The organism is Methanooceanicella nereidis (assembly GCF_021023085.1).
Classification (GTDB): Archaea; Halobacteriota; Methanocellia; order Methanocellales; family Methanocellaceae; genus Methanooceanicella; species Methanooceanicella nereidis.
This window is the reverse complement of the sequence record NZ_PGCK01000015.1, coordinates 13,760-38,430: the sequence shown is the minus strand read 5'-3', so window position 1 is coordinate 38,430 and position 24,671 is coordinate 13,760. Positions and strand designations below refer to the sequence as shown.

23 protein-coding genes are annotated in these 24,671 nt (G+C 48.4%); 11 read left to right on the top strand and 12 right to left on the bottom strand.

The annotated features are described in order from the left end of the window. Positions 1 to 598: 598 nt before the first annotated feature. Complete coding sequence (locus CUJ83_RS14870) at positions 599 to 1,579, top strand: DMT family transporter (protein WP_230743244.1); 981 nt, start codon at positions 599 to 601, stop codon at positions 1,577 to 1,579. Between the two features lie 18 nt (positions 1,580 to 1,597). Here CUJ83_RS14870 and CUJ83_RS14865 read toward each other — a convergent pair whose 3' ends face one another. The 3 genes from CUJ83_RS14865 to CUJ83_RS14855 all read right to left on the bottom strand — a co-directional run bounded on the left by CUJ83_RS14865 (position 1,598) and on the right by CUJ83_RS14855 (position 4,857). Beyond that, on the bottom strand, positions 1,598 to 2,248 hold the full coding sequence (locus CUJ83_RS14865) for a MarC family protein (protein ID WP_230743243.1): 651 nt from the start codon (positions 2,246 to 2,248) through the stop codon (positions 1,598 to 1,600). Between the two features lie 901 nt (positions 2,249 to 3,149). Then, complete coding sequence (locus tag CUJ83_RS14860) at positions 3,150 to 3,845, bottom strand: nucleotidyltransferase family protein (protein WP_230743242.1); 696 nt, start codon at positions 3,843 to 3,845, stop codon at positions 3,150 to 3,152. A gap of 13 nt (positions 3,846 to 3,858) precedes the next feature. Beyond that, on the bottom strand, positions 3,859 to 4,857 hold the full coding sequence (locus CUJ83_RS14855) for a sugar phosphate nucleotidyltransferase (RefSeq protein WP_230743241.1): 999 nt from the start codon (positions 4,855 to 4,857) through the stop codon (positions 3,859 to 3,861). 242 nt (positions 4,858 to 5,099) lie between these two features. Here CUJ83_RS14855 and CUJ83_RS14850 point away from each other — a divergent pair, with 242 nt between their 5' ends. Beyond that, the gene (locus tag CUJ83_RS14850) at positions 5,100 to 6,125 is read left to right on the top strand and encodes a DUF362 domain-containing protein (RefSeq protein WP_230743240.1); all 1,026 of its coding nucleotides are present in this window, start codon (positions 5,100 to 5,102) and stop codon (positions 6,123 to 6,125) included. Between the two features lie 403 nt (positions 6,126 to 6,528). On the opposite strand, the gene mtxX is transcribed toward CUJ83_RS14850, so the two are convergent. The 3 genes from mtxX to CUJ83_RS14835 all read right to left on the bottom strand — a co-directional run bounded on the left by mtxX (position 6,529) and on the right by CUJ83_RS14835 (position 10,822). Beyond that, positions 6,529 to 7,329, bottom strand: a complete 801-nt coding sequence (gene mtxX, locus CUJ83_RS14845) for a methanogenesis marker protein Mmp4/MtxX (RefSeq protein WP_230743239.1) — start codon at positions 7,327 to 7,329, stop codon at positions 6,529 to 6,531. Between the two features lie 7 nt (positions 7,330 to 7,336). Next, positions 7,337 to 8,317 (bottom strand): DUF1743 domain-containing protein, encoded by a 981-nt coding sequence (locus CUJ83_RS14840; RefSeq protein WP_230743238.1) that lies wholly within the window; start codon positions 8,315 to 8,317, stop codon positions 7,337 to 7,339. A gap of 1,230 nt (positions 8,318 to 9,547) precedes the next feature. Continuing rightward, positions 9,548 to 10,822: a hydroxymethylglutaryl-CoA reductase, degradative gene (locus tag CUJ83_RS14835; protein WP_230743237.1), complete on the bottom strand. Its 1,275-nt coding sequence runs from the start codon at positions 10,820 to 10,822 to the stop codon at positions 9,548 to 9,550. A gap of 147 nt (positions 10,823 to 10,969) precedes the next feature. Here CUJ83_RS14835 and CUJ83_RS14830 point away from each other — a divergent pair, with 147 nt between their 5' ends. The 3 genes from CUJ83_RS14830 (at position 10,970) to CUJ83_RS14820 (ending at position 16,519) form a co-directional block, all read left to right on the top strand. Then, positions 10,970 to 12,130 (top strand): winged helix DNA-binding domain-containing protein, encoded by a 1,161-nt coding sequence (locus CUJ83_RS14830; RefSeq protein WP_230743236.1) that lies wholly within the window; start codon positions 10,970 to 10,972, stop codon positions 12,128 to 12,130. 442 nt (positions 12,131 to 12,572) lie between these two features. Beyond that, on the top strand, positions 12,573 to 15,890 hold the full coding sequence (gene ileS, locus CUJ83_RS14825) for an isoleucine--tRNA ligase (RefSeq protein WP_369424445.1): 3,318 nt from the start codon (positions 12,573 to 12,575) through the stop codon (positions 15,888 to 15,890). Continuing rightward, positions 15,887 to 16,519, top strand: a complete 633-nt coding sequence (locus CUJ83_RS14820) for a 6-hydroxymethylpterin diphosphokinase MptE-like protein (RefSeq protein ID WP_230743234.1) — start codon at positions 15,887 to 15,889, stop codon at positions 16,517 to 16,519. The genes ileS and CUJ83_RS14820 overlap by 4 nt, the downstream gene beginning before the upstream one ends. A 456-nt stretch (positions 16,520 to 16,975) precedes the next feature. Here the strand turns inward: CUJ83_RS14820 and CUJ83_RS14815 are convergent, their stop codons facing one another. Further along, positions 16,976 to 17,452, bottom strand: coding sequence for a hypothetical protein (locus CUJ83_RS14815; RefSeq protein ID WP_230743233.1), 477 nt, complete (start codon positions 17,450 to 17,452; stop codon positions 16,976 to 16,978). Between the two features lie 94 nt (positions 17,453 to 17,546). After that, positions 17,547 to 18,044, bottom strand: a complete 498-nt coding sequence (locus CUJ83_RS14810) for a hypothetical protein (RefSeq protein ID WP_230743232.1) — start codon at positions 18,042 to 18,044, stop codon at positions 17,547 to 17,549. A 131-nt stretch (positions 18,045 to 18,175) separates the two neighbouring features. Between CUJ83_RS14810 and CUJ83_RS14805 the strand changes: the two genes are divergently transcribed. The 4 genes from CUJ83_RS14805 (at position 18,176) to CUJ83_RS14790 (ending at position 21,553) form a co-directional block, all read left to right on the top strand. Continuing rightward, complete coding sequence (locus CUJ83_RS14805; RefSeq protein WP_230743231.1) at positions 18,176 to 19,858, top strand: radical SAM protein; 1,683 nt, start codon at positions 18,176 to 18,178, stop codon at positions 19,856 to 19,858. 92 nt (positions 19,859 to 19,950) lie between these two features. After that, positions 19,951 to 20,349 carry a cupredoxin domain-containing protein gene (locus tag CUJ83_RS14800; protein WP_230743230.1) on the top strand — a complete coding sequence of 133 codons (399 nt, stop codon included), beginning with the start codon at positions 19,951 to 19,953 and terminating at the stop codon, positions 20,347 to 20,349. Further along, entirely contained in the window at positions 20,346 to 20,573 is a 228-nt protein-coding gene (locus CUJ83_RS14795; protein ID WP_230743229.1) for a hypothetical protein, read from the top strand. Before CUJ83_RS14800 ends, CUJ83_RS14795 begins: the two co-directional genes overlap by 4 nt. 437 nt (positions 20,574 to 21,010) lie before the next feature. After that, on the top strand, positions 21,011 to 21,553 hold the full coding sequence (locus tag CUJ83_RS14790) for a YkgJ family cysteine cluster protein (protein ID WP_230743228.1): 543 nt from the start codon (positions 21,011 to 21,013) through the stop codon (positions 21,551 to 21,553). Between the two features lie 2 nt (positions 21,554 to 21,555). On the opposite strand, the gene CUJ83_RS14785 is transcribed toward CUJ83_RS14790, so the two are convergent. From CUJ83_RS14785 to CUJ83_RS14770, 4 genes are all read right to left on the bottom strand, one after another. Further along, positions 21,556 to 22,059, bottom strand: coding sequence for a peroxiredoxin family protein (locus tag CUJ83_RS14785; RefSeq protein ID WP_230743227.1), 504 nt, complete (start codon positions 22,057 to 22,059; stop codon positions 21,556 to 21,558). A 114-nt stretch (positions 22,060 to 22,173) separates the two neighbouring features. Next, positions 22,174 to 22,827: a YkgJ family cysteine cluster protein gene (locus tag CUJ83_RS14780; RefSeq protein WP_230743226.1), complete on the bottom strand. Its 654-nt coding sequence runs from the start codon at positions 22,825 to 22,827 to the stop codon at positions 22,174 to 22,176. Beyond that, on the bottom strand, positions 22,824 to 23,393 hold the full coding sequence (locus CUJ83_RS14775) for a GMP synthase subunit A (protein WP_230743225.1): 570 nt from the start codon (positions 23,391 to 23,393) through the stop codon (positions 22,824 to 22,826). The genes CUJ83_RS14780 and CUJ83_RS14775 overlap by 4 nt, the downstream gene beginning before the upstream one ends. Before the next feature lie 74 nt (positions 23,394 to 23,467). After that, positions 23,468 to 23,662, bottom strand: a complete 195-nt coding sequence (locus CUJ83_RS14770; protein WP_230743224.1) for a hypothetical protein — start codon at positions 23,660 to 23,662, stop codon at positions 23,468 to 23,470. Positions 23,663 to 23,940: 278 nt separating this feature from the next. Here CUJ83_RS14770 and crcB point away from each other — a divergent pair, with 278 nt between their 5' ends. Together crcB and CUJ83_RS14760 are read left to right on the top strand one after the other, a co-directional pair. Next, positions 23,941 to 24,312 (top strand): fluoride efflux transporter CrcB, encoded by a 372-nt coding sequence (gene crcB / locus CUJ83_RS14765; RefSeq protein ID WP_369424444.1) that lies wholly within the window; start codon positions 23,941 to 23,943, stop codon positions 24,310 to 24,312. Next, a complete protein-coding gene (locus CUJ83_RS14760) occupies positions 24,313 to 24,657 on the top strand; it encodes a fluoride efflux transporter FluC (RefSeq protein WP_230743222.1) in 345 nt (114 codons plus the stop codon). Positions 24,658 to 24,671 lie beyond the last annotated feature (14 nt).

Sequence of the window (24,671 nt, the reverse complement as noted above, 5' to 3'; positions counted from 1 at the left end):
CACAGCTTCTCAAACCATTAATCAACAAAAACAATCGATTAATCAAAACACCAACAAAATATTAAGAAAAAGAAAACAACCACAACCCCTATCCAAACAACCAACTAAACACCATCACAACTACTGGAGCCCTTAGCGCCCTTCGTGGTGGAAATTGGTGTACCCTGTTCGCCTTCGTGCGCTCCCATGAAAAACTTTTTGAAGGTCTCTGTAAAGACGTGCATGTAACATTCATTATGGGATCGATGTTCTGCCGTTGTGCTTGTCGGATGGCAGGCACAACCATAAAAACTTCATCTCAAAGACCAATAGGTAAGACACGTTATTTCATTCTTAAAACCTGAGCAAGACCCCGCTCATCAAAGATTTCGTGGGGAAAAATGGTGGACCTTCGAGCCCGTTGAGCGCTTTATGGTGAAAGCTAGTGTCCTTTATCGCCTTCGTGGTCATACTTAAAGATAAAATCCAGAATAAAGTAAACTCACTACCACGCCTAAAAATATGGCATTGCTGTAGCTTAAAATGATTTAATATATATCCATCATGTTTCTAATTTGTTTATAACCTAAAAACTCAGAGATTCAGGGAGATCAAATAATTGGATAAGGATGTCGTCTATTCCACTCTGCTGGCGATAGCGGGTGCCGCTCTATTCGGCGCCAGCCCGCCGTTATCTAAACTTTTACTGGGTGAGATAGAGCCTGTGTTATTAGCGTCCTTTCTATATCTTGGCAGCGGCATAGGGCTATTCCTTTATAAGATGCTCAAGAGCTTAGTTTTTAATGATGTCATTAAAGAGCAAATAATATCCCGGGGCGATATTCCCTGGCTTGCGGGGGCTATACTTGCCGGCGGCATTGCCGCACCCATAATATTAATGTTCAGCCTCCGCATCACGCCGGCATCTACCGCGTCCCTGCTTCTGAACTTCGAGTGCGTCGCCACCACCACGATAGCTATGATCGCTTTCGGGGAGATACTGGAAAGGCGCATACTGGGAGCAATATTATTGATCACTACGGCCGGCATAGTGCTGTCTGCGGATCCTGGCAGCCAGTATGGTATCTCCATAGGGGCGGCCGGAGTCCTATTAGCCTGTATCTTCTGGGGTATCGACAATAACCTGATGAGGAACATATGCAATAAAGACGCCGCGGACCTGGGCATGATCAAAGGACTTTGTGCCGGCACGTTCTCTCTGATACTCGCGATATCCCTTAATAATCCGTTCCCTTCGCTGCCCATACTTCTGGGTGCGCTGTTTATAGGGAGCATCAGCTATGGCCTGAGCATAGCCCTGTTCCTGACAGCCATGAGGGGGCTCGGGGCATCAAGAACAAGCGCATGGTTCGCCATAGCTCCGTTTGCAGGGGTCGTATTATCTTTCCTGATATTCAAAGAGTCTATTAACATACAGTTCCTGGTCGCCCTGCCGGTAATGATCATCGGAGCGATGCTACTGTTCGGAGAAGAGCACAGGCATACGCATGCGCATGCTGATATCATACACGACCACTGTCATTTGCCGGGCGATATCTATCATAAGCACGAACACGATGAGGATAAGACAGAAAAATAGTGCGGGAGGGCAATTGCCCTAGCCCGGTATATGCAGGATCTGAGGCATCACTTCGATGATACCGTTGATAATGAACTGTACGGCTATGGCAAGGACTATGATGGCCATGAGCTTTGGTATCACCTTGAACCCCTCCTCTCCTATGACATTAAATATCTGCGGCGAATATTTCATCCCCACATATGATAGGAAGACTCCGATGAATATCGCTATGAACACTATTAAAGTCTGAAATACGTTAGTGGCCTCTGCGGCAAGCAGTATGACCGTAGTGATCGTCCCCGGGCCGCACGTCATCGGGAATGCCAGCGGGACTATCGAGATATTCTCCATGTCTTTATCCTTGAACTCGTTGTTCTTCGGGAAAAGCATGCCGAGAGCCACCGTGATCAGAAGTATTCCGCCGGCGATCCTGAACGCGGGAATATCGAACCCGAAGATCGCAAAGACAAGCTGGCCCGTGATAGCGAAGAATAAAAGCACAAGAGCGCCTATCTTCATCGATTGGTGGGCCACTTTCGCCTTTTCTTTTTCCGTCATCCCGTTCGTCAGCACGGCATATACTGCCGCTGTGCTGGCCGGGTTCATGATGGCGATGATCGAGGCCATAGCTACCAGAAAAAATTCAAGAATGTTACCCGTAGGATCCAGACCAGTCCACCCCCGCATTCATCAATATAGCCCTATTAATGTACAAATATGATTTTCCTGTTATCCGCGGCCGGCGGCCTCCGACGGCATTGTTCTTCGATATGTCTGTTTTGGGCTTAGTCAACATCCGCTTTTGCCTCAATACTTTGTTATATAATCGCGTTCCTCTATACCCTTATGTCCAGATAGTAAGTATTTGAGCAAACATCGATAGGATAGTCATCGAAATATAATAAGACATTAAAAGTAATATTACAATTAGTTTATGGAAGAAAAATAGTTGTTATTAAAAAGAGGTTCTTCTGTATTTTTGGATTTTTCAGGTTATTATTTTCGGATGGCAGGTAGATACAAACCTCACAGAAACACGGAAACACAAAAAATTTTTTTATGATTTTTTAAGAGCACGAAGTCTCTAAGAATTTACTCACTAAACCACAAAGGCTCCAGTATCACTGTCAACGCTCAAACGTCTCAAACGCTCAACTCAACGCTTAAAGTCCACAAAACCACTAACGCTAAAACAAATCCCGAACCTCTCCAAACCACGAAGTTTAAATCGCGGTTTGTGCTAAGCCTTATTGATCATCTTCATATCCGGTTTGTTCAGTAGTGTTAAACGGAAACCGGGCCATTAAACTTTCGTGGTTTGGAGAGGTTCGGGATTTGTTTTAGCGTTAGTGTATTAGAGAATTTGGTGCGTTGAGTCGAGCGTTTGAGACGTTAGTGCGTTGACAGTGATACTGGAGCCTTTGTGGTTTAGTGAGTAAGTTTTTGGTGCTTTTGAGCCCTTAAAATATCTTATAAAAATTTTTTTGTGTTTCCGTGTTTCTGTGAGGTTAGTAGTCTACCTGCCATCCGGAAAGGCATAATTAATATCTTCCTAAAAACACAAAAGGACTTAAAAAAGAATAAATTTTCAGATCTTAAACACGCCGGAAAGCACATCCTTATTTACCTTATCAAGGTCTTTATGGGTGCCCACGTCGCTCCAGTATATTCCCGTGGAGTCAAAGCCGTGTAATTTACCGAGATCGGCAAGCTTCGGGAATACCTCCGTCTCGATGGATCCCACGTCCGGCAAGAACTCCGTCACTTCCGGCTCCAGGACATAAAGCCCGGCATTCATCTTATACGGGAGCACAGGCTTCTCCCTGAATTTTGTAATCCTCGTCCCGTCCAGGTCAATGATGCCGTACGGTGAAGGCATGTTTATCATGCTTATAGTGCCCCAGGAATCCATTCCAACATGGAACGCTATGATGCCGCTGATGTTCATGTCGGAGATAATGTCCCCGTTCATCACAATGAAAGTCCCGTCTATCTTATCCTTAGCGGCCTTTATCGGGCCGGCGGTGCCCAGCCTGTTATTCGGGTCTTCATAAGAGTACTCGATATGCATGCCGAACTTGCTGCCGTCGCCGAAGTAATTCTCTATCGCCTCGCCATGCCAGCCTACCAGCAGTACGGCCTCGTCGACACCGTGTTTCTTTAAAAGGTCGATCTGGTATTCCAGTATGGGTTTTCCTGCTACCGGGACCATAGGTTTAGGGACATTATCGGTAATGGGCTTGAGCCTCTCCCCTCTTCCCCCGCAAAGTATGAACGCTTTCATGTAACAGGCCTCTTCATCTTACGCTATAATAGTCCTTGATCCTGACAGTATCTTCCAGGAAAGGAGTGGATACTTCATGCAGCACTGTGTTCTCGGTGGCAACTATCGTATGAGGCACGTTCGGCTCTATCCTGATGGTGTCGCCCATCTGGAAGAACTCCTTATGGTCCTCGAACTCGATATAGCCCACACCCTTCATGATGTACATGGTCTCGTCTTTGCGCGGGTGCTTGTGGAACGATGTCTGATATCCCGACCTTATGAACAGCTCTTTTGTGAGGTATTTGTCCGTACTGATCAGCACTTTTTCATATCCCCAAGGCTTATCGGTCTTATTGCCGTATTCCTTCCGCACTTCATCGAGCTCCCTGACAGTGTCCACAGTGGCCCAGAATACACCATCTTCCTTATAGTATCCGAGACCGCCGTTCTCCGCAAGCATCGGGAACATGGTCTGCTCGAGGTTGCCGCCGTCGAATTGCTGGAAAGGAAGGTTTTTGCTCAGGCAGTATATGCCTCCGTTAATATGATAATCAATAAAGGGTTTTTCGCGGAACGATTTTATCTTGTCGTCGCCCAGCTCGACTATCCCGTACGGGCTGCGCATCCTGGTCACGAACACAGTAGCGGGATACGGGCTGTTAACATGCCTCAGGACCATCTTTTTTAGGTTGACATCCGCGACGACATCCCCGTTACGCACGAGTATGTCAGTTTCGCCGCCGACCATTTCCAGCCCTGCCTTGATAGCGTTCAGCGTCCCCATGGGCCTGTCCTCTTCATGATAAGATATCCTGACGCCCTTGAACTCTTTTCCGTAGCGGGCCTTTATCATTTCGCTTTTATAGCCTGTCAGCAGGACGACCTCGTCTATGCCTGCCGCCGCAAAGTCGAATAGCTGTTTATCAAGTATGGTGTAATTATCTTTGATCTCGATAAGAGGGGCCGGTATGGTATCGGTATAGGGCTTTAGCCTCTTGCCATATCCGCCGCAAAGGATCATGCCGATCATGGGATCACCCTGTATGTTTTTTAAATGTTAACTGATTTAACTGTTAACTAGCTAGCTTCTAATATTTAAAAACTTTTTCGGAAATATATATATTGAGTATAGCTTTTACCGGGTTATATCCCTGCTTGATTCAAATCACGGATAAGTATGCGCCGGTTTCGCGAAGAAAGGGTTTTATGATGCTATTCTGAAACATATAGGTTTGATAAGATTTAAGGTATTAAATTTTTAAAATAAATAGGATGACCGTTCATTTTGTTCCCTGGGATACCAGTAAAGATCTTTTAAAAAGTACCGGTAAGCTGTACGATTCCGCAGGCACTTTCGACTGTGTGGAAAAAGGCGACCTTGTCGCCATCAAGCTTCATGTGGGCGAGCTTGGCAATCCTTATTATGTCCAGCCGTTTTTCGTGCACCAGATCGTACAAAAAGTCAAAGAGGCCGGTGGTAAGCCTTTTCTGACTGATACCAACACGTATTATCTCGTTAAGCGCCACAACGCGTGGGACCATCATGAGACCGCGGTCATTAACGGCTTCAATTTTGCCCCTTTCATAGTGGCTGACGGTCTAAGGAGCGAGAATGAGCGCAAGGTAAAGACAAAAGGTATCCTCGATGAGATAGAGGTCGCCGGCGCGATCGTAGAGGCTGACGCGATGATAGTCGTTTCCCACGATAAAGGCCATGCCCTTACCGGCTTCGGAGGGGCAATAAAGAACATAGCCATGGGCTGCTGCACCAGTGCCGGAAAATTAAGGCAGCACAGGACAGTCGGCCTGGAGATCGACGAGTCGCTGTGCACAGGATGCGGGCTGTGTAGAGAGGTATGCGAACTGGGACTTCCGGAGATACTGGGGGAAAAAGCGGTCAACGTATCGCCAAAGTGTATGAGATGTCCAGTATGCATGGAAGCATGCCCGACGGGAGCTATAACGCTCGCGGATAAAGAGAACCTGTCAAAAGCCCTGGCGTCCGCGACATACGGCGTGCTTTCCACCTTCAAGAAAGAGAAGGTCTCATATGTAAGCTTCGCGAAGGACATCACGCAGTTTTGCGACTGCCTTCCGGGCCCCGGAAGGAAAGTAATGGGGGACATTGGAGTATTCGCTTCGGATTCTGCAGTCTCCGCAGATGCGGCATTCTTGAAAATGGCTGATTATCATGTGTTTAACGAAGCTTATGAAGTCGACTGCATGACACAGGTGAAAGAGTTAAAGGATCTTGGATTTGACGGCGAATTAGATCCTGAAATCAAAATGATCGCTTGAAGGAAAATAATTCTTATATTGTTCTTTTTTACCACGAAGCGCACGAAGGCGAGTAAGGTACACTAGACTGTTAACCACGAAGCGCACGAAGGCGAGTAAGGTACACTAGACTGTTAACCACGAAGCGCACGAAGGCGAGTAAGGTACACTAGACTGTTAACCACGAAGTGCACGAAGGCGAGTAAGGTACACAAAATTTTTTTTAAAAAAATATGGTAATCTTCTAAAAAAGTCCTTTGTGTTCCTTGTTCGCCTTTGTGCGCTTTGTGGTTAGCAGTTTAGTGTTCCTTGTTCGCCTTCGTGCGCTTTGTGGTTAGCAGTTTCGTGCACCTTCGAGCCCTTTGTGCGCTTCGTGGTTAAAAAATTAGTGTTCCTTTGAGCCCTTCGTCGAGATTATTTTTCATTAATGGAGGACAAGTGCACTCGCCAGGCATATTGCATTTTCGTATCCAGTCCCCGCCCTTGAAGTATCCACATAAACGATGTCCGCACCCACTAGCGGCGCCCCATATCCTTCTCCGCCGCCCACCAGGCATAACGCCCTGAAAATAAGATTGCCGCTGATGCCGTCCGGGGCTATGATATAGTTATACTCGTTAACGGCGTCCTCGATGAGGATCTCGGCATGTTTAGCCTTTATACCCTTCTCTGTGAGTATCCTGGCTACAGCTTCCGCATCGTCCAGCGTCCTGTCGACACGCTCCGATCTTCCCCTGTCGCCAAGCCTTCCGCCTGATAACACACCAATGTTCGGCTCAACCCCGAACCTGCGCATAAGCCCGGCACCAAGCTCTCCAAGCTCGACCTTATCCTCCACGGTCCAGCCCTCGTCCACGCCGACAGGGGCGAAGAAAAAGAACCTGCCCGACGGCGTCTTCAGCAATGATACTCTCAGCACTCTTTTTATGCCCATGATCTCCTTCAGGCATTTTAGCGTCGTGTTAGCTCCCAGCGAGCCGCGGACAACGCCGTCGACCTTGCCGTCCCTGGCCAGCTTTATCAGCTCCGCTTCGGGATTCTCAGACACTACCGTGGGAAGGATGGTATCCATCCTTTTTGGACCTACAAGAATGACTGAAGCGTATCCTTTTTCGGCTGCCTGTTCGGCTCCCTGAATGGTCTTGTCCATATACTGCTCGCCTACGCCCACGGCTATCCTTGCTTTGTTCGCCTGTGCGCTTTTGACGATAGTATCCCACAGCATTTTCTGTTCACTTCCTTATCAGGTTGAGCGCCTTATCGTTGTATAGCGCTGCTGCGTTCGAGCCTTCTTCCGAGAGGGCGATCGCTGCCAGGGCGCCTATCCTTCCTTCATGTTTCTCAAAAAGTTCTATGAACTCTATTCCGTTCTCCGCGGCCCATACGTTGACCTCTTCAAGGGATACGAGCCTCTTCTTGATCTCCCATCCGCATTCATTTAACGATGCTGGGATGCCTATGCCGCGATATATCGCAATGCCTGTCTTGGTAGACTTAGTCTCTTTCCTTACGGTCTCTGTTATGCTCTTTATCAGTGTGTCCACAGTATCGGGCCTGACCGCGAAAGTCACCGCCGATGAGACGCAGTTAGTGGTCTTGTTGGGCGATTTCGGGCAAAGCTGGATGAGCCTGAGGTTCAGGGAGTGTACGCCGTCGATGGACGAGGCTATCTTGCTGGCTTTCAGAGCGAGCACCCATGTGGCGCCACCTTCCTTGTTGTCGGTGTCGTCAATGCCTATCGTGACCTTCTCATATCTGGGCGTGACTATCTCTACCCTGTTTGCCCTGGCCCCGCCTATCTTAAGGTCATCTTCTGTTGGGTAAGATGAGTATAATACTCCGGGAGCCTGTGTCAGGCATGCAGCTATTCCCAGGCCGGCTCCTCCTATTCCTGCCCATCTTGTCCTGATCGTATCCCCGTCGACTATGACGGCCTCAAGTGCCTGGCCTCCGTATTCTGCGTCCGTGGGGCCGAAATTGGCGCGGGATTCACCTATCCTTGCTCTCATGGTCATCGTGGTGCCTTCGACAGTGCACCACTGGATCAGCCCGCCGGCCCTGCACCTGTTGACGGCGTCCCACTCGATGGTGCCGCGCACGGCGCAAGTCTCCATTATCTCCGCAGTGTTCCTGGCAGTGTCTACCATCGTAAGAAGCTTCTGGGAGAACAGCGTTCCGAACTTTTCCTTGACCTGTTCTGGATTTAATATCATGTACATCACGTATTGAAATTTATAAACGATATTTTCGGCTAAAACTATACGACCCTTTGATATAAAACACTTTTGAAAATTGCCGGTTGTCTCATAAAGTATATCCCGGCTCCGAATTAAAAATCAAGATTTTTATTCCCATGAAAAACTTTTAGATGATCTTGACAAAAATGAGCATATAACATTCGTTCCGAGATCGATGTTCTTGCAATGTTCCTGTCGGATGGCAGGCAGACACATAACCTCACAGAAACACAGAAACACAAATTTTTTTTAGAATTTAATGGCACGAAATCTCAAAGATGTACTCACAAAATCTCTAAGGTCTCCAGTATCACCGTCCATGCACAAACAGCCCTAACGCACGGCTCATAACTCAAAGTGCTCTAAGTCACTAACGCTAAAACAAATCCCGAACGTTCTCCAAGGCACTAAAGTTTAATATCCCGGTTTGTGTTCGCCTGACCTATAACAGATATAATAGTCTTTTAAACGTCAACCGTGCAGTTAAGATTTCGTGTTTTTGGAGAATGTTCGGGCCTTGTTTTAGCGTTAGTGACTTATAGAGGTTGGTGCGTTGAGCCGAGCGTTAGAGGTGTTAGAGCATTGACGGTGATGCTAGAGCCTTTGTGGTTTGGTGAGTAAATTTTGGTGATTTTTGTGACCTTAAAATATCATATAAAAATTTTTGTGGTTCTGTGTTTCTGTGAGGTTATGTGTCTGCCTGCCATCCGACAGGAACAACCATAAAAACGATATCCCGGAGATCAGGGAGTAACCATAAAGTTTTTTAATCCTTAAAACCTGAGCGAGAACCCGCTCATCAAAGATCTAGTATTAAAATCGACAATGGCGCAAAAACTTGAAAATGCCTGATAAGATGTTCATCATAAGTACATACATAATGTACGTACCATGTCCAAAAAATATTTAATAATCCATAGCTCAAAGATTAGTGGTTGAACAGCAAGAAAAAGCGCCTGGTATGGTATGTATAGAAGAAGGTCGATATCCATGTCCTGCTGCTTAATATGTACATGCTGTTAAAGATGATACAAAAAATTTGAATGTCAAAGGCACGAAGATCTGACAGGACCGATAAAAAATACCTAGATTTATCCTCCTTAAAGGGTTCTTTAGTTCTTCGTGCCCCAAATACGATCTATTGTCTTTATCAAAAAATTATGAAAAAAGGTTTGATGGTATGTGTTTTATCACATACCGCTCAATTTACTGTTTTCCGGCCTTGAACTCTTCGAGAAGCTCTTTGGCGCGGTCGGCCCTTACCTTCTTTTCCCTGACCATCGCCTCTGCCACTTTGTCTACGAGGTCTCCGGTCGCTCCGGCCTGTATTGCTACGTTCCTCGAGTGGAGCTGCATGTGGCCGCGCTGTATGCCTTCGGTCGCGAGCGCCCTCATTGCCGCGAAGTTCTGCGCAAGGCCTACTGCCGCCATTATCTCCCCGAGCTCAGTAGCGGTCTTGACGCCGGTGATCTTTACGTTAGCCCTTGCGGTCGGGTGCGATGCCGTGGCGCCTCCTACAAGACCTACGGCAAGCGGGAGCTCGATCGTTGCTACCAGGTCGCCGTTCGCGTTCTTCTCATACCTTGTAAGCGGCCTGTATGTGCCCGTTATCGCCGCATATGCGTGGGCTCCGGCCTCGATGGCGCGGGTGTCGTTGCCGGTCGCAAGAGTGACCGCTGTGATGCCGTTCATTATGCCTTTGTTGTGGGTGGCCGTCCTGTACGGGTCCGCCAGCGCGAATTCAAATGCCTTGATGACTCCGTCCACTACGTCCTCGCCGCCGATGCTTTCTTTCGTGAAGACCGCCTTGGCCCTCATAAGCCTCTTGTCGGCAAGGTTCGATATGATCCTGAGGTAGACTTTTCCGCCGGTTATCTTTTCTATGTATGGCCCGACAGTCTCTGCCATCGTGTTGACCGCGTTCGCTCCCATGGCGTCGCGGCAGTCAACTATGAGGTGGACGACAAGTATGTCCTCGGACGGCGCCTGCCTGACGTATGCCTCTACGTCCTTGCAGCCTCCGCCGAACTTTACGAGGATCGGGTCGACAGCGTTAGCCATTTCCATTATCTTCTCTTTCTCCGATAGCACGGCGAACCTTGCTCCATACGGGTCCTTTACATTGGTCACCTGTATTAGACCTCTCATGACCGGCCCTGTACTGCTGGTGGTAAAGCCTCCGTTATCGCGCACCATCTTTGCCGCGTTGGAAGCCGCTGCGATGACCGAGGGCTCCTCGGTTGCCATCGGGATGAGGTAGTCCTTATCATTAATTAAAAAGTTTACAGCTACGCCCACCGGCACTTCTATTGTGCCTATGACGTTCTCGACCATGCGGTCGAGCTGATCATACTTTAACGCGCCTGTTGCGCTTATGTTCGCGACGTCCTCGTCCGAGAGCCCCGCATATTCTTTAACGATGTTAAGCCTTTCAAGAGGCGGTATCTTGTAAAATCCTGATATCTTAGAGGTCTTTTCCATCTATGGGTCTCCTATGGTATAGTATATCATGCATGTACTTATAGGATTAATAATTTACTTGTTAGCCCGGGCACTATCCCGGCCATACCGGGGACAACTAAAATATGGGCGCACAGCGATAATCACTATATGTAGCGGAAGTGTATCATGATTCTGAAAAAAGAGAATGTAAACGACTATATTCTGGCTAAGAGCCGCCTGTCGCCAGGGTCCAGGAGCGATGACCCGGTCGAAGCTCTGAGAAGCCTTGTGCTGGTCGATTCTAACAGTCTTCTAAATACGTATTTTAGCCTCTATCTGAGGGTTAAAGAGTTTGACGTCAACATGTTCGAGAAAGCGCTGTATAAAAGTAACAGGATAGCAAGGGTCAAGGGACTGAAAAGTACCGTGCAGGTGATACCCAAAGATTTGCTTCCGGCAGTATATTCGTTAACCGAGCATGACCGGGAGGACGCCATAGGTAAATCGCTGGAAAAATGGGGCGTCAAAAAAGAAGAGTACGTCGAAGTTAAAAAGGAGATCCTATCGACGCTGGGCAATAAGGAGAAGACCCTTCCGCAGATCAAGAACGGCATCCCTGCGGAAGTCTCCCGGGATATTGACCTGAGAAAGGGCCGGGCAAAGGAACGTTCTACCAACGTGGCCGTTGTGGCTACCGCTATGTGGGACCGGTGGATGCTTCTGAGAGGCGGCATAGGCAGGGAACCCGGCATGGACCCCGGAAGATATTCTGTTTTTGCTGACCGTTTTAAGGACTTAAAGCTCAGGATGGACCGTAAAGACGCTTTAAATATGCTGGTCAGGAGATACGTCAGCGGATACGGGCCTGTGAGCGCTGAAGATGCGGCATGGTGGTGCGGGATAACTGCGAATGAGGCAGCCTCCGCGCTTGAAGGTATGGACGGCCTGAAAACCGTAAGGGTCGAAGGTTCTGCCGGAGACCATTATATCGACGCTTCGGAAGAGGCATTGATATCGGCGCACAGGAGCCATGGTGTGTCTGTCATCCTGGTCCCTATGGACGACCCGTACGTTAAAGCATATTATAATCGAGAAAGGTTCGTTCCGGAAGGATACCGGGACAAAGTCCTGACGAAGTTCGGGGAGTCGATCAACGCCATACTCATAAACGGCACCGTTTGGGGTACATGGCAGCTAAGAAAAGAGAAGTGGGGCCATGAATGCGTGATAGACCTGTTCGACGGATACCCCGAGGTCGCCGGGCTTTATGAAAGTATCACCAGGGTTGCACAGGATGCCGGAATGTTCTTTACCGGGGACATTGTCGAAGTTTCTGTCAGCACATGACCGGGCTAAAGAGGGGGCTGACGGCCCCCGTCAACTGACATGCTCTACGAGAAGCGTCGCGGTCATGCCGTTTATTTTTACCGTGTATCTGCCGTCAGCAGCGTCCGGGTATATTTGCATCATAATATCATTCAATTTTAATATAGATCATCAAACTAAAGTCACGCCGCTCTGAGAGACCATCTATGCTGCCCGCTTTCTTAGGCGATATCCCCTCCTTGTTCTCGCTCCCCTTTATACATAACCTTTAAATATAGTACGTATCATTTAGATACGGTGCTTTAGAAATGTCAGCGTGGGATTGCTTTATTGGCCGCCAGGGCCTTATTTTGTGATTACGTTATCCCGGACTGCAGAATGCACAATGTTTTTAAATTTTACGAATGGTATTCTCTATATTCGTTCTCATTGACGGGTAGATACCATCTTGCGAGGAATTGAAGTGATACAGGAAGAGAAGGAACAGTATAACAGCAAGCAGATCGAGGCCGGTATAGAGGAGTTCTGGCAGTCGGCTGATGCTTATAACAAGACCAGAGCCCTGAGGAAGGGCAATAAAAGGTTCTTCTTCGTAGACGGCCCGCCGTACACTACGGGCCGCATCCATCTAGGCACGGCATGGAACAAGACCATAAAGGACGCTGTCCTCAGGTACAGGAGCATGAACGGCTACGACCTGATGGACCGCCCCGGATGGGATATGCACGGTCTTCCGATCGAGGTCAAGGTGGAGAGCATCCTTGGCTTTAAAAATAAGAAGGACATCGAAGAGTTCGGTGTCGCCCGCTTTACCGAGGAATGTAAAAAGTTCGCCATCAACAACATGCATGAGATGACGACGCAGTTCAAGCGCCTTGGCGTATGGATGAACTGGGACGACCCGTACATGACACTCAAGAATGAGTACATCGAGGCAGCCTGGTGGACGATAAAGCAGGCGCACCAGAAGAAGCTTCTGGAGCGCGGCCTGAGGAACGTCAACTGGTGCCCGAGATGCGAGACCGCGATAGCCGACTCAGAGGTCGAATACGCTGATAAGGATGACGACTCTATCTACGTAAAATTCCCGCTTAAGGACGGAAGCGGCTACCTCGTCATATGGACGACGACCCCCTGGACTATACCGTCTAACATGGCAGTCGCGGCACACAAGGACTTTAACTATGCGTTCGTGCACGCCCTTCCGGCTCCGGCGCTCGAGAAAGCTTCAAAGGAAGCGGGACTTGATCCCGAGACATTGATGGACAAGCATTCCGACGGCACGCCAAAGCCGATGAGGTATTCGGACAAGGTCGCCAGGATGAAGCAGGCGATAGGCGACGCAAGACTGGGCGAGCTGTATGACGAGCACGGTGATAAGCTCATCATGATGAAAGACCTCATCGAAGGTGTGATGAAGCTCGGAAGGTACGCTGACTATCACATCATCAAGGAAATGAGCGGCGAAGAGCTTGAGGGCACGGAGTACGTGCATCCGCTTGTCGATCTCATCCCTTACCATAAGGATGTCGCGCACAAGGTCTACCTTGCAGACTTCGTTGTGGCTGAGAATACGGGCCTGGTACACGTAGCTCCCGGCCACGGTTATGATGACTTCGAGCTCGGCCTGAAGAAAGGCATACCTGCGTTCTGCCCTGTAAAGCAGAACGGAGAGTACACGAAGGACGTTGGAGCATATTCCGGGCTCAACGTCAGGGACGTGAACCCGAGAGTAATAGATGACCTGCGTGAAAGAAAGCTGCTTCTGGGCGCGACGAAGATCTCTCACAGGTACGGCCACTGCTGGAGATGCAAGACGCCTATCATCTATGTGACCACTGACCAGTGGTTCATAGGCGTCAGCAAGATAAAAGAGGAAATGCTGTCCGAGGTAAAACGCGTAAAGTGGTACCCTGACTGGGCCGGCTCCGCAAGGTTCTACGACTGGGTGAGCGGCGCCAGGGACTGGTGCGTTTCAAGGCAGCGCTACTGGGGCATACCCATACCCATATGGAAGTGCGAGAACTGCGGCCATTTAGATGTTATCGGGACAAAAGAGGAGCTCGAGCATATCTCGGGTAAGTCCGTGCCGGACCTTCACCGTCCGTTCGTGGACGAGATATCGCTTGAATGCGAGTGCGGCGGAAAGATGCGCCGCGTAGAGGACATATTCGACGTGTGGTTCGACTCCGCCGTGGCGTCCTGGGCGACTCTCAGGTTCCCCGAGAGGAAAGACCTCATGGACTGGTGGCCAGCCGACTTCATAGTAGAAGGCCATGACCAGACCAGAGGATGGTTCTATTCGCAGCTTGGCGCCGGAATGGTGGGCTTCGGAAAGGCGCCTTATAACGGGGTCTGCATGCACGGTTTCACGCTGGACGAAAAGGGCCGTAAGATGTCAAAGAGCCTCGGAAACGTCGTCGCTCCTGAAGAGGTCGTGGATAAGTTTGGCGCGGACACCTTGAGGCTGTACGTGCTTTCACAGAACGCGCCCTGGGAAGACCTTAGCTTCTCCTGGGAAGAATGCGGCAACGTCCATCGTACCCTGAACATATTCTGGAACGTTTACAGGTTCCCGCTTCCGTACATGGTACTGGATAAGTTCGATCCGGCAAAGGTGACATTTGATTCGGTAAAGGACCATCTCAGGGTCGAGGACCGCTGGATACTTTCGAGCCTGCAGGCTGTTATAAAGACGGTAGACACCCACATGGCGGTATATGAGCTTCACAGGGCTACAAGGGCAATAACCACATTCATACTCGAAGACCTTTCGAGATGGTACGTCCAGCTCGTGAGGGAAAGGACCTGGGTGGAGGCCCATGACCCGGATAAGCTCGCGGCATACAGGGTGCTCTATGACGTGCTTTCCACGACGGTAAAGCTTATAGCGCCTTTCGCACCGTTCATGGCGGAGCGTATGTACCAGAACCTGGTAAGGTGCTCCGACTCGTCCGCGCCGGAATCGGTCCATATGTGTGACTGGCCGGCAGTGGACGCTTCCCTGCTGGACGAGCAGCTTAACAAGGATATGGAGATAGCCAGAAAGATAGTCGAGGCCTGCTCGAACGCCAGGCAGAAAGCCAAGAGGAAGCTCAGGTGGCCTGTCAAGAAGGTTGTAGTGTCTGCGGAAACTCCCGACGTGGTGACAGCCGTTAAGGATCTTATCGGCGTGATCATGGAGCAGACCAACTCTAAGTCCGTGATACCCCTGGCACCCGGCGAGGAATATGCCGAGCTGGGAGTAGAGGTCGTCCCGAACCCGAAGGTGCTGGGGCCGGCTTTCAAAGGCGCTGCCGGACAGGTCATGGCAGCCCTTAAAGGGGTAGACGGCCGCAAGCTGAAATCAGCCATAGAGAAAGAGGGCAGATACTTGCTGGAGACCGCGGCGGGCGAGGTCGAGGTCACGCCTGACATGGTCAGCTTCCGCGAGATAATACCCGAGCATCTCGCACTGGCGGAGTTCACCGGAGGGAACGTATACGTCGACGTGGAACTGACGCCTGAGCTTGAGGCGGAAGGATACACCAGAGAAGTTATCAGGCGTATCCAGGACATGAGAAAAGAGATCAAGCTCAATGTCGACGACCGCATAAAAGTGGATATCAAGGTCGAGGATGACAAAGTCCGCGGCCTCGTCGACTCTATGAGGGAATATACGATGAACGAGGTCCGCGCGAACTCGTTCGAATTCAAGCCGGATGGCAGCGTCTCGGGCAGCCTGGTAAAGGACTGGGACGTCGAAGGCATCCCGATGAAGATAGGGATAGAAAAGGTATGAAGTACGAAGAGTGGGAGCCATATTATAAGGCCATACTGGAAGATTTCGGATGGACGCCGGAGGGCGACGAAGCGGCGGCGAGGCTTATCTCGCCAATGCTTCCCGACCCTTCCCCTGTATTGAAAAAGATCAGGGAACTTATTGAGGGCAGGGACGTCCTGGTTTGCGGCAAGGCGCCCGGACTGGCAGGCGACCTTCTAAAGATCGATCCGTCCGGATATACTGTTATAGCTGCAGATGGCTCCACCTCCATACTTTTAAGGAATGGCATCGTGCCGGACATTATCGTTTCAGACCTTGACGGCAGCCACGATGACCTTTTGAAAGCTAATTCGGAAGGCTCTATTATACTCGCTCATGCGCATGCCGATAATATCGACAGCGTAAAAAAGATGGTACCAAAACTGAAGAACGTCATCGGTACCACTCAGGCAGGGCCTATGGAGAACGTCTTTAACTTCGGAGGTTTCTCTGACGGCGACAGGTGTGTTTTCCTGGCAAAAGAGTTCGGGGCTAAAAGCATCACTATAATCGGCTTCAACCTCGATGACACCAATGTCACCCCAAAAAAGCTTAAAAAGCTAAAATGGGCAAGAAAGCTGCTCGGCGTACTGGGCATAAAATTATAAGACAGAAGCTCTCCGATTTATCCAATAGAAGTCTGTTTTCTAAGAATTTGCATATATGATGAAAATTTGTATTGTACTCTGTTAATTCCTAATCCTATTATGTATTCTCTTTCACCACGAAGCGCACGAAGGCGAGTAAGGTACACAAAAATTTTTTTAAAATATATGATAACCTTCTAAAAGAAGTCCTTTGTGTTCCTTGTTCGCCTTTGTGCGCTTTGTGGTTAGCAGTTTAGTGTTCCTTGTTCGCCTTTGTGCGCTTTGTGGTTGGAAACTGTGCCCTTTGTTGCCTTTGTGCGCATTGTAGTGAAAGCTAGTGGTCCTTATTTGCCTTTGCGATGACTTGAACAAAGAATCCATTTAAGGAAATTATAGGGATCAGACCACTATGTGCGGTCTGACTTTAATTAATAATAGCACGATACCGGTCAGCAGGAATCATACCGGGCGGAAGTATCACTGAAGTTTCAGCACCGCTATACCGTATATCACTCCGCCGATTATCGCCAGGACTATGCACAGTATAATACCTATCGGTGCGCAGCATAATGTTAAGCCGCCCTGGGTCACCCCGGTCGCAAAGCCTCCGACCAGGTCTGAAGTATTTAATGAGAATATCGGTGTCATGATCGCGATCAGCACCTGCATCGCGGCATTGACTATACCCGCTACGCCTCCTCCGACGGCCGATATAAGAACTGCATCGGTAAGCTTCATCATGTACGGTGCTGCCATTCGAACTGACAGAGCTCCCGTCCCTGCGGAAACCGTTATCCATAGTAAGAATACAAGACACCCTGCCGCTGTCACCAGTACCCATAAGTCGGTCCAGTCCGCTACCAGGCCGGTCACGAACTGTAATACCTGTGATAGCGCAAGTACTATGCCGCCTGCGATCCCTGCTTTAATCCCCTGGATGTATTTTACTTCCATTAAACCACCCATAGTAATAATCTCATGAAATATAATAAATTATTCATTAAGGGCCTATGGTTCCCTTAATGTTGATTTACCTGTGAAAAAAACTTTATTTTAGTTTCAGGACCGCGATAGCGTATATGGCTCCGCCGAGTATCGCCAGCAGCACACATCCTGCCAGGATTATGGGGCCGCAGCAAACAATATTCCAGGATGCGCCTTCGATCGAGTATCCAAGGCTGTAAATGAACTGGCTTTCTACGGCGTCATAATATGTCGTCCCCGATACCCACGGGCTTAATACGGACGTCAATATCCTTACGAAAGCGGCGATCAGGCCTGCGAGAGTTCCCGCCACAGCTGAGACTTTAATCGCGTCGTTGAGCGATGCCAGCGACCTCGAAACCATGTATACGGCGATCGCTCCGGTGATCACTGCAGCGATTATCATGAAAATGAACACGCAGCATTTGAACGAGCCTATGCCGGTGGGGAAATCATACCATGAGTCGGCCACGTCAGCCAGGAATCGTAAGATGATCCCGGAGCCAAGTATTGATCCGCCTATGATCCCTGCTTTGATACCCTCCCGATATTTTGTTTCCATATTAACACCTTATACTCATATTACGATCATATACTTAAATAAGTCTTGGAAATTTTAGCCGTTGTATCTAAGCATTTTTCCTGATCATTACCCTTAACTTTTTAAGAAATAACGGTTTATTTACTGCGAGAATGACAGCACCCGAAACAAACAGGGCCGTAATACTGGACGGGTATGTGGACGAGCCTGCATGCCTCGGGGTTCCGCCATACATGGCGCCATATCCCCGATATGTAGCGGGAGCTCTGGACTGTGAAGTGCGCTACTATACAATAGACCAGCTCAGAAAGGACCGTTCCATTCTTGACGTGATGAAAGCTTCAGACCTTGTCGTGGCGATATCGGGTGTCACAGTGCCCGGGAAGTATCTGGGAGGCACTCCCGCATCGCTGCAGGAGCTTGAACGCTATATGTCCGCTCTGAGTAAGCCTGTAAAGATACTCGGCGGGCCGGTGTCGATGTTCGGCGCAGGCAGCGAAGGCGGTAAAATGGCCCGAAAAATGAAGTTCAGCCAGAGCTTCGACATAATTGCTACGGGCGACATAGAGGCGGTCGTTAGTGGGTTTATTCGCGAGGGCCTGGCGGTTGATCCTGGGCTGAGACGTAACTCGGGAGATATTTCGGAATGGGCTGTCAGAGGGGCAAGAATAGTGCCGCAACATCCTGACTTTCCTTACACTATGGTCGAGCTGGAGACCTATCGCGGTTGTTTCAGGGGCACATGCTCTTTTTGTACGGAAAGGTTCTACGGTAAGCCCGATTTCCGACCTGTGAAGGACATAGTGGAAGAGGTATCGGCGCTTTATCGCGCAGGGGCAAGGCATTTCAGGCTGGGCAGGCAGCCCGACATTCTGACGTATATGTCAAAAGAGATCGGGGAGTTTCCCCGTCCTGACCCTGAAGCCATAGAGAAGTTATACCGCGGGATAAGAACGGCGGCACCTGACCTTAAAGTGCTTCACATGGACAATGCCAATCCGGGCACTATCGCGCACTATCCCGAAGAGTGCCGTGCTATACTTAAAACGATAGTAAAATATCATACTTCGGGGGATGTAGCCGCATTCGGTATGGAAAGCGCCGACCCGCAGGTGATAAAACTAAACGACCTTAAGGCACAGCCTGAAGAAGTTCTGGAGGCGATACGTATCGTCAACGAGGTCGGAAAGACCCGGGGACAGAATGGGCTGCCTGAACTGCTGCCCGGGCTGAATTTCGTCCACGGGCTTATGGGCGAGACGAAAAATACGTTCCGGCTTAATTATGATTTTCTTAAGAGGCTTCTGGAAGAGGATCTCTGGGTAAGGCGTATAAACATAAGGCAGGTAATGCCTTTCGAGGGCACCGAGATGGCTGAGTTTGGTGAAAAGCTCGTTAATAAGCACAAAGGCGTCTTTCACTCGTATAAGGAAAAGATCCGCGAGGAGATCGATATGGGGATGCTCCGGCGCGTAGTACCGGAGGGTACCGTTCTCAGGGATGTCCGAATGGAGCTATTTGAGAAAGGCGTGACGTTTGGCCGGCAAATAGCCACCTATCCCATACTTGTCGGTGTCCCACGGGAGTCACCTATCGGGAATATCGGTGACTATAAGGTCGTAGGCCACGGGTTCAGGTCTATCACTGCCGTTCCGTACCCGCTTGACATCAATCATGCCCCGTCCAGGGTGATCGAAAGCCTTCCGGGTGTAGGTAAAAACAGGGCCGCTAATATAATCCGCTCAAGGCCTTTTAATAGTCCTGAAGATTTCATCGCTGCCATGGACGACCCAAAGGTGGCCAGAGCACTTATAGAGTATTTTGAATACTGTTAGGGCCGTTTTATCGTTAAATCATCGCCGGTGCCCAAATTTATGTTATATATTCTATGATTAAAATTATCTCCTTATTTTAAGAATCTCTAATTATGAGGAAGATCAGGGCAAAGAATAGCATGACATTGGCTATTGTAGGGGCCATAATATTTACGATCATTCTGGTCTCAGGGTGTACTTCTTCTCCCGGCGATCAAAGTGGGTATCAGGCAAGAGGTTATACGTCCCCTGACAATGTGGAAGTAACCGAAACTGCCGGTGTTGCCATAAAAAATTTTGAGTTTTTACCCGCGGAAGTGACAATATCAAAAGGAGGTACAGTGACCTGGACAAATGAGGACAGCGCGAAACATGACATTAAGTTCTCTGACGGCACATCTCCTTTGCTGGGTAAAGGGGAGTCTTATTCAAAGAGTTTTGAGATCGCAGGCACGTTCGATTATATCTGCGGCATTCATCCGTATATGAAAGGTAAGGTGATAGTCGTATGATAGGCGGAATACAGGAATTTGCTTATACGATGTTTTTGGGGCTTCCGGTGTTAAGCTGGATGGGTATGCTCACCGTCGCGCTTCTGCTGATAACCGCATATGTGGGTTACGGCCTCATGAAAGGATGGATCAGGACAACGATAAAAACCCATCAGATGATAGCGGGTGCCGCTATCGCTATCGGGATAATACATGCGATAATAAGCCTATCGATATATCTTTAAAACTTAAAAAATTAGAGGTAGATAGGTGGGTACGGACACTTGTGACGCCCGGATCACGACAGACGTCCACTGGATGATCTTTCGCACTTGGATCTCGTGCGAAAGGTCAGGACCTCAGCCGGCAAGCATCTGATCAAGCTTCCGTAGCCCAGCGCTCTTCTTGTGGGGGTTTCATATCTTTAGTTGATGTAGAACATATTAATTATTTTTATAGTCTTATTCTATCCAGCTCCTCTGTAACACTTTATTTTTGTATAATATTGTTTAATTAGCTTCTATTTATTACGTCATTGTTTGTTGTCTGTATAAATAATGACGAATTGAAAAAAAGGATGATTAGGTTTATTTTATTATATCAAAATATATAATTTTATTATATTGTGATTTTGTGTATCATGATAACTATAATATCGGAGAAATCTATATAGAAATTATTTATGTTGAGCAGACAGGATTTCTTCAAAATAGTCCGCCAGAGGGTAAAAGAAGATATCACGACTGAGCAACTTTACTCTGCTTATGAGATATACCTGATATGTCCAAAAGCGGCATCAATGGGTTATATCATATCGGGCATATCGAGCCAGGCGTGTTACAGGTGCGGCAATTGCTGCAGGAAGCCATGGAGAATAGAGGCTTCCCTGTATGACGTGCTCAGGTGGATCAGAGAAGGCAGGTTTGATATACTCGCCGATCTTCGATATGTTCCCAGAAGAAAGGAGGACGAAACCGCTCCAAATATAAAGGCCCAGGCTATCAAGATGGTCGAGTTGATGGCCGGCCATATAGCCGGCTGCGACAGGGACCTCATGGCTAAGGCCGCATTCGCGATATTCGCGGCATCCAGGGATGACGGCTGCCTTGTATTGCCAAAGAGCGGTGAGGGAGGATGTATCTATCATATGGATAACGGCATATCCTCCTGCGGGATCCATGGCACGAAGCCTGAAGTTTGCATGAAGTTCCCGAAAATGGTCTAGTGTCATTCACCGGCTTCTTTACAGCGCATCAATAGCGTCTCGTTATCTGGTATATTAGACGATGTCACCCGCATTTTCGATCTTATCACTCCGCTCGTGTCGATGATAAATATCGTCGGCTCCGTCACGTTAGTTATCACTTCAAAACATACGTGCGCAGCCGTTGTGCTGCACTGTCCTGTCTTGTACATCTTGATCACGCCGTGATCCTCGTCACACAGGATATTGAAGGGTAATTCAAGCTTTTCCTTTAGGGTTTTAGCCTTCTCGACATCTGTGCCGGTGATCGGAAAGACTGCAACGTCCATATTTTTAAATCTGTCATGATCCAGGCCGATTTTTGAAATAATGTCAAGGCATCTGGCTCTTTCATGGTCGAAAAAGAATAATAGCACAGTTTTTTTGTTCTTACAGTCATATAATCTTACGTTTTTACCGGATGTGCTCCTTACAGTAAAATCGGGAGCCATATCCCCTACGTTTGTCTTATATTCCATCCTGTACATAGACTTTCAACCAATATTTAAAAAAGAAGTTTTAAAACAAAAAATAATCCAATAAAAAAAACAATTTCCTATGAATGTCTATATATCCTTATTTTAACGAATTAAAAATATTGTTCATAAGAAATACGTTCCGCCGTCTTCGGACATACGCACTTTTCGCCTGCCTTCGCTGTCATGTACAACGTATATCCTGTCCTCGGTGACAGGCCCGGAAGAAGCCGAACCGTCATATTTTTCGAACAGGCTGAAAGTCTCCTTTAACTCTGTAATGTATCTGTCCTTTAATGTTTTAGCTATCGATAATGCCTCAACATCATCGATCATGCCGCATTTTAATCCCTTACAGACGAATGTTTCAAGGCCGTCCTCATCAAGCCTCATGGGATATGTGCGGCAAATATATGGGCGTATCTCGTATATCTTACACTTGCCGTCCCCGTCTAAAAATAAACAGTCACCGTCAGGCTTTTTTCTCAGTACCCATTCAAAAGTATGAATATGCCCGTTATCATCTATGTCTTCGCTCTCAGGAGGGTTTACGATATCCAGCCAGTCCATGCCAGTCTCGCCCATTATCTTCCTGATCTCGAACGGGAACACTGCTACAGTATTATCCCCGCAAGAGTTTTTACAGCATTCCGCGCACTGCCTGCACGCGAAACCCGTCTCTTTTACCTTTATTGCGATATGACCTGCATCGATAGAACCGGCTTCTTCGATGCGGCTCTCCAGATCGCCTAATATCTGAGTTATTCTCCTGTCGTTCATTTATGACTGCTACAAACTTCGAGGAAGTTTTTCAAAAGGTCTATTCCTTTTTCCGTATGGGAGACTTCCGGGTGCCACTGGACACCGTATAACGGCTTAGTCTTATGTTTCATCGCTTCTATCTCGCATACGTTCGAACGGGCCAACTGTATGAATTCGGGCGGTAATTTTGCCACCTCGTCCTGGTGCGATGCCCATACGACGGTCTTCGGTGCCATGCCTTTCAGTATGTCGTCTTCCTCCAGCACTTCGATGTCTATACGCGCAAACCCTCCGAGATGGCCTGTCCTGATCTCACCGCCGTAAGTTTTCGCCATTAGCTGGTGGCCCAGGCAGATGCCCAGTATCGGCAGGTCTATCCTGATCAGCTGTTCGCCGTTCCCGACACGGTCCATGGTCGGGCCTCCGCTGAATACCAGGCCGTCAGGGGCGGCCTTTAAAATGTCCTCCACTGAGGACGTATTGGGCACTAATTTTGCGTCCATGCCGAGGTCGCGCAGCGACCTGTGTATAAGGTGGCATGTTTGCCCATAATTATTGATAATAAGGATCTTGAGCTTCTCCATGGTTGTTTGATTCAATATTATTAATATAAAAGGTTTTTCAATTCTTTAAAAAATAGTATTGCCCCGGATCTTATCTATATGTTTACCGGCCAATCCAGGTCATACTTAGTGCCACAATCGGGGCATACAAGTATGATCATAGGCTTTCCTGTTCCGGTATTTATCGTCACGTGGAATCCCCGCTTATAGCCGCAGTTGACACATACTTCCAGTCCGGAGCTCATCGGCCTGGTGACCGTCCCATCTCTTGAAATGTTAACCGTCGCCATGAACAATATTATGTAAATAATATTATTAAATAGTTATTTAATTTACGGGGTGCTTGTTATTCCGGTAAATAGAATTAGTTCAATCGTATCTGTGATTAACCAAAAGGGAGATACTGATACTGTATTGGAGAATCGTGAACTATTATATCCTGTATTAAACCATGTGGAAAATACTGTGCGTATAAATGCAGTATCTTAAAACGGCCAAAGGCGAAATTTTCCAAAACACTAATAAACTTAAAGGTATTTTCTGGACTTGAAAACAGGCAAATGGAGTTATTATCATTAAAAGACTGGAGCCTTATCTTCTTGTGTCCGCAGGTGGGTTCGCAGGCGCCTGCTCACGGTATGTTGTCTCCGGGTTGATACCTGATATGCCCGGTATCCTTATCGTGAATCTTCTGGGCTGCTTCCTGCTGGGGTTCTTGATGTACGAGTCGATCTACATCGGGGCTTTTAGCCAGCATACCCGCATGGTCTATGGGGTGGGGTTCATAGGCGCCTTTACGACATTCTCGACGTTCAGCTATCAGACTTATATTGCATCTCCATTAGCTGCATTTATTAACGTAATGCTGAACGTGGGGCTGGGGATACTTTGCGTTTTCGCGGGCAGGTCCGTCGCTATCAGGCTGTCGGGGTTGAGATAGATGGAGGCGGTAATACTCGTAGGGATCGGTGGCGCCATAGGTTCGATGCTCAGGTACACGTTCTCGCGAATGAGCCCTGTACAGGGACTTCCCTCCGGGACGCTGGCAGTGAACGTTACCGGCAGCTTCATGCTGTCTCTTTTAACGTTCTCCGGTATTACAGGGGGAATTTATGAACTCTTATGCACGGGCATGCTGGGCGGTTTCACCACCATGTCATCGTTCGGGTTCGAGACTTTCAGGATGATAGAGGATAAAGATCATTATACGGCCCTGGCGAACATTATATTGAATGTCGTGGGAAGTTTAATGGGGATTTACATAGGTTATATGTTACTGAGTTGATGGAGTTGTCTGGA

Coding starts and splice junctions, on each gene's coding strand:
- CUJ83_RS14810 (WP_230743232.1), bottom strand. CDS start 18,044: ATGGAAACAAAATATCGGGAGGGTATCAAAGCAGGGATCATAGGCGGA.
- CUJ83_RS14850 (WP_230743240.1), top strand. CDS start 5,100: ATGACCGTTCATTTTGTTCCCTGGGATACCAGTAAAGATCTTTTAAAA.
- CUJ83_RS14835 (WP_230743237.1), bottom strand. CDS start 10,822: ATGGAAAAGACCTCTAAGATATCAGGATTTTACAAGATACCGCCTCTT.
- CUJ83_RS14840 (WP_230743238.1), bottom strand. CDS start 8,317: ATGATATTAAATCCAGAACAGGTCAAGGAAAAGTTCGGAACGCTGTTC.
- CUJ83_RS14795 (WP_230743229.1), top strand. CDS start 20,346: ATGATAGGCGGAATACAGGAATTTGCTTATACGATGTTTTTGGGGCTT.
- CUJ83_RS14830 (WP_230743236.1), top strand. CDS start 10,970: ATGATTCTGAAAAAAGAGAATGTAAACGACTATATTCTGGCTAAGAGC.
- CUJ83_RS14760 (WP_230743222.1), top strand. CDS start 24,313: ATGGAGGCGGTAATACTCGTAGGGATCGGTGGCGCCATAGGTTCGATG.
- CUJ83_RS14770 (WP_230743224.1), bottom strand. CDS start 23,662: ATGGCGACGGTTAACATTTCAAGAGATGGGACGGTCACCAGGCCGATG.
- CUJ83_RS14780 (WP_230743226.1), bottom strand. CDS start 22,827: ATGAACGACAGGAGAATAACTCAGATATTAGGCGATCTGGAGAGCCGC.
- CUJ83_RS14790 (WP_230743228.1), top strand. CDS start 21,011: ATGTTGAGCAGACAGGATTTCTTCAAAATAGTCCGCCAGAGGGTAAAA.
- CUJ83_RS14855 (WP_230743241.1), bottom strand. CDS start 4,857: ATGATCGGCATGATCCTTTGCGGCGGATATGGCAAGAGGCTAAAGCCC.
- CUJ83_RS14800 (WP_230743230.1), top strand. CDS start 19,951: ATGAGGAAGATCAGGGCAAAGAATAGCATGACATTGGCTATTGTAGGG.
- CUJ83_RS14865 (WP_230743243.1), bottom strand. CDS start 2,248: ATGCGGGGGTGGACTGGTCTGGATCCTACGGGTAACATTCTTGAATTT.
- CUJ83_RS14815 (WP_230743233.1), bottom strand. CDS start 17,452: ATGGAAGTAAAATACATCCAGGGGATTAAAGCAGGGATCGCAGGCGGC.
- mtxX (WP_230743239.1), bottom strand. CDS start 7,329: ATGCTGTGGGATACTATCGTCAAAAGCGCACAGGCGAACAAAGCAAGG.
- CUJ83_RS14805 (WP_230743231.1), top strand. CDS start 18,176: ATGACAGCACCCGAAACAAACAGGGCCGTAATACTGGACGGGTATGTG.
- CUJ83_RS14860 (WP_230743242.1), bottom strand. CDS start 3,845: ATGAAAGCGTTCATACTTTGCGGGGGAAGAGGGGAGAGGCTCAAGCCC.
- CUJ83_RS14785 (WP_230743227.1), bottom strand. CDS start 22,059: ATGTACAGGATGGAATATAAGACAAACGTAGGGGATATGGCTCCCGAT.
- CUJ83_RS14775 (WP_230743225.1), bottom strand. CDS start 23,393: ATGGAGAAGCTCAAGATCCTTATTATCAATAATTATGGGCAAACATGC.
- CUJ83_RS14820 (WP_230743234.1), top strand. CDS start 15,887: ATGAAGTACGAAGAGTGGGAGCCATATTATAAGGCCATACTGGAAGAT.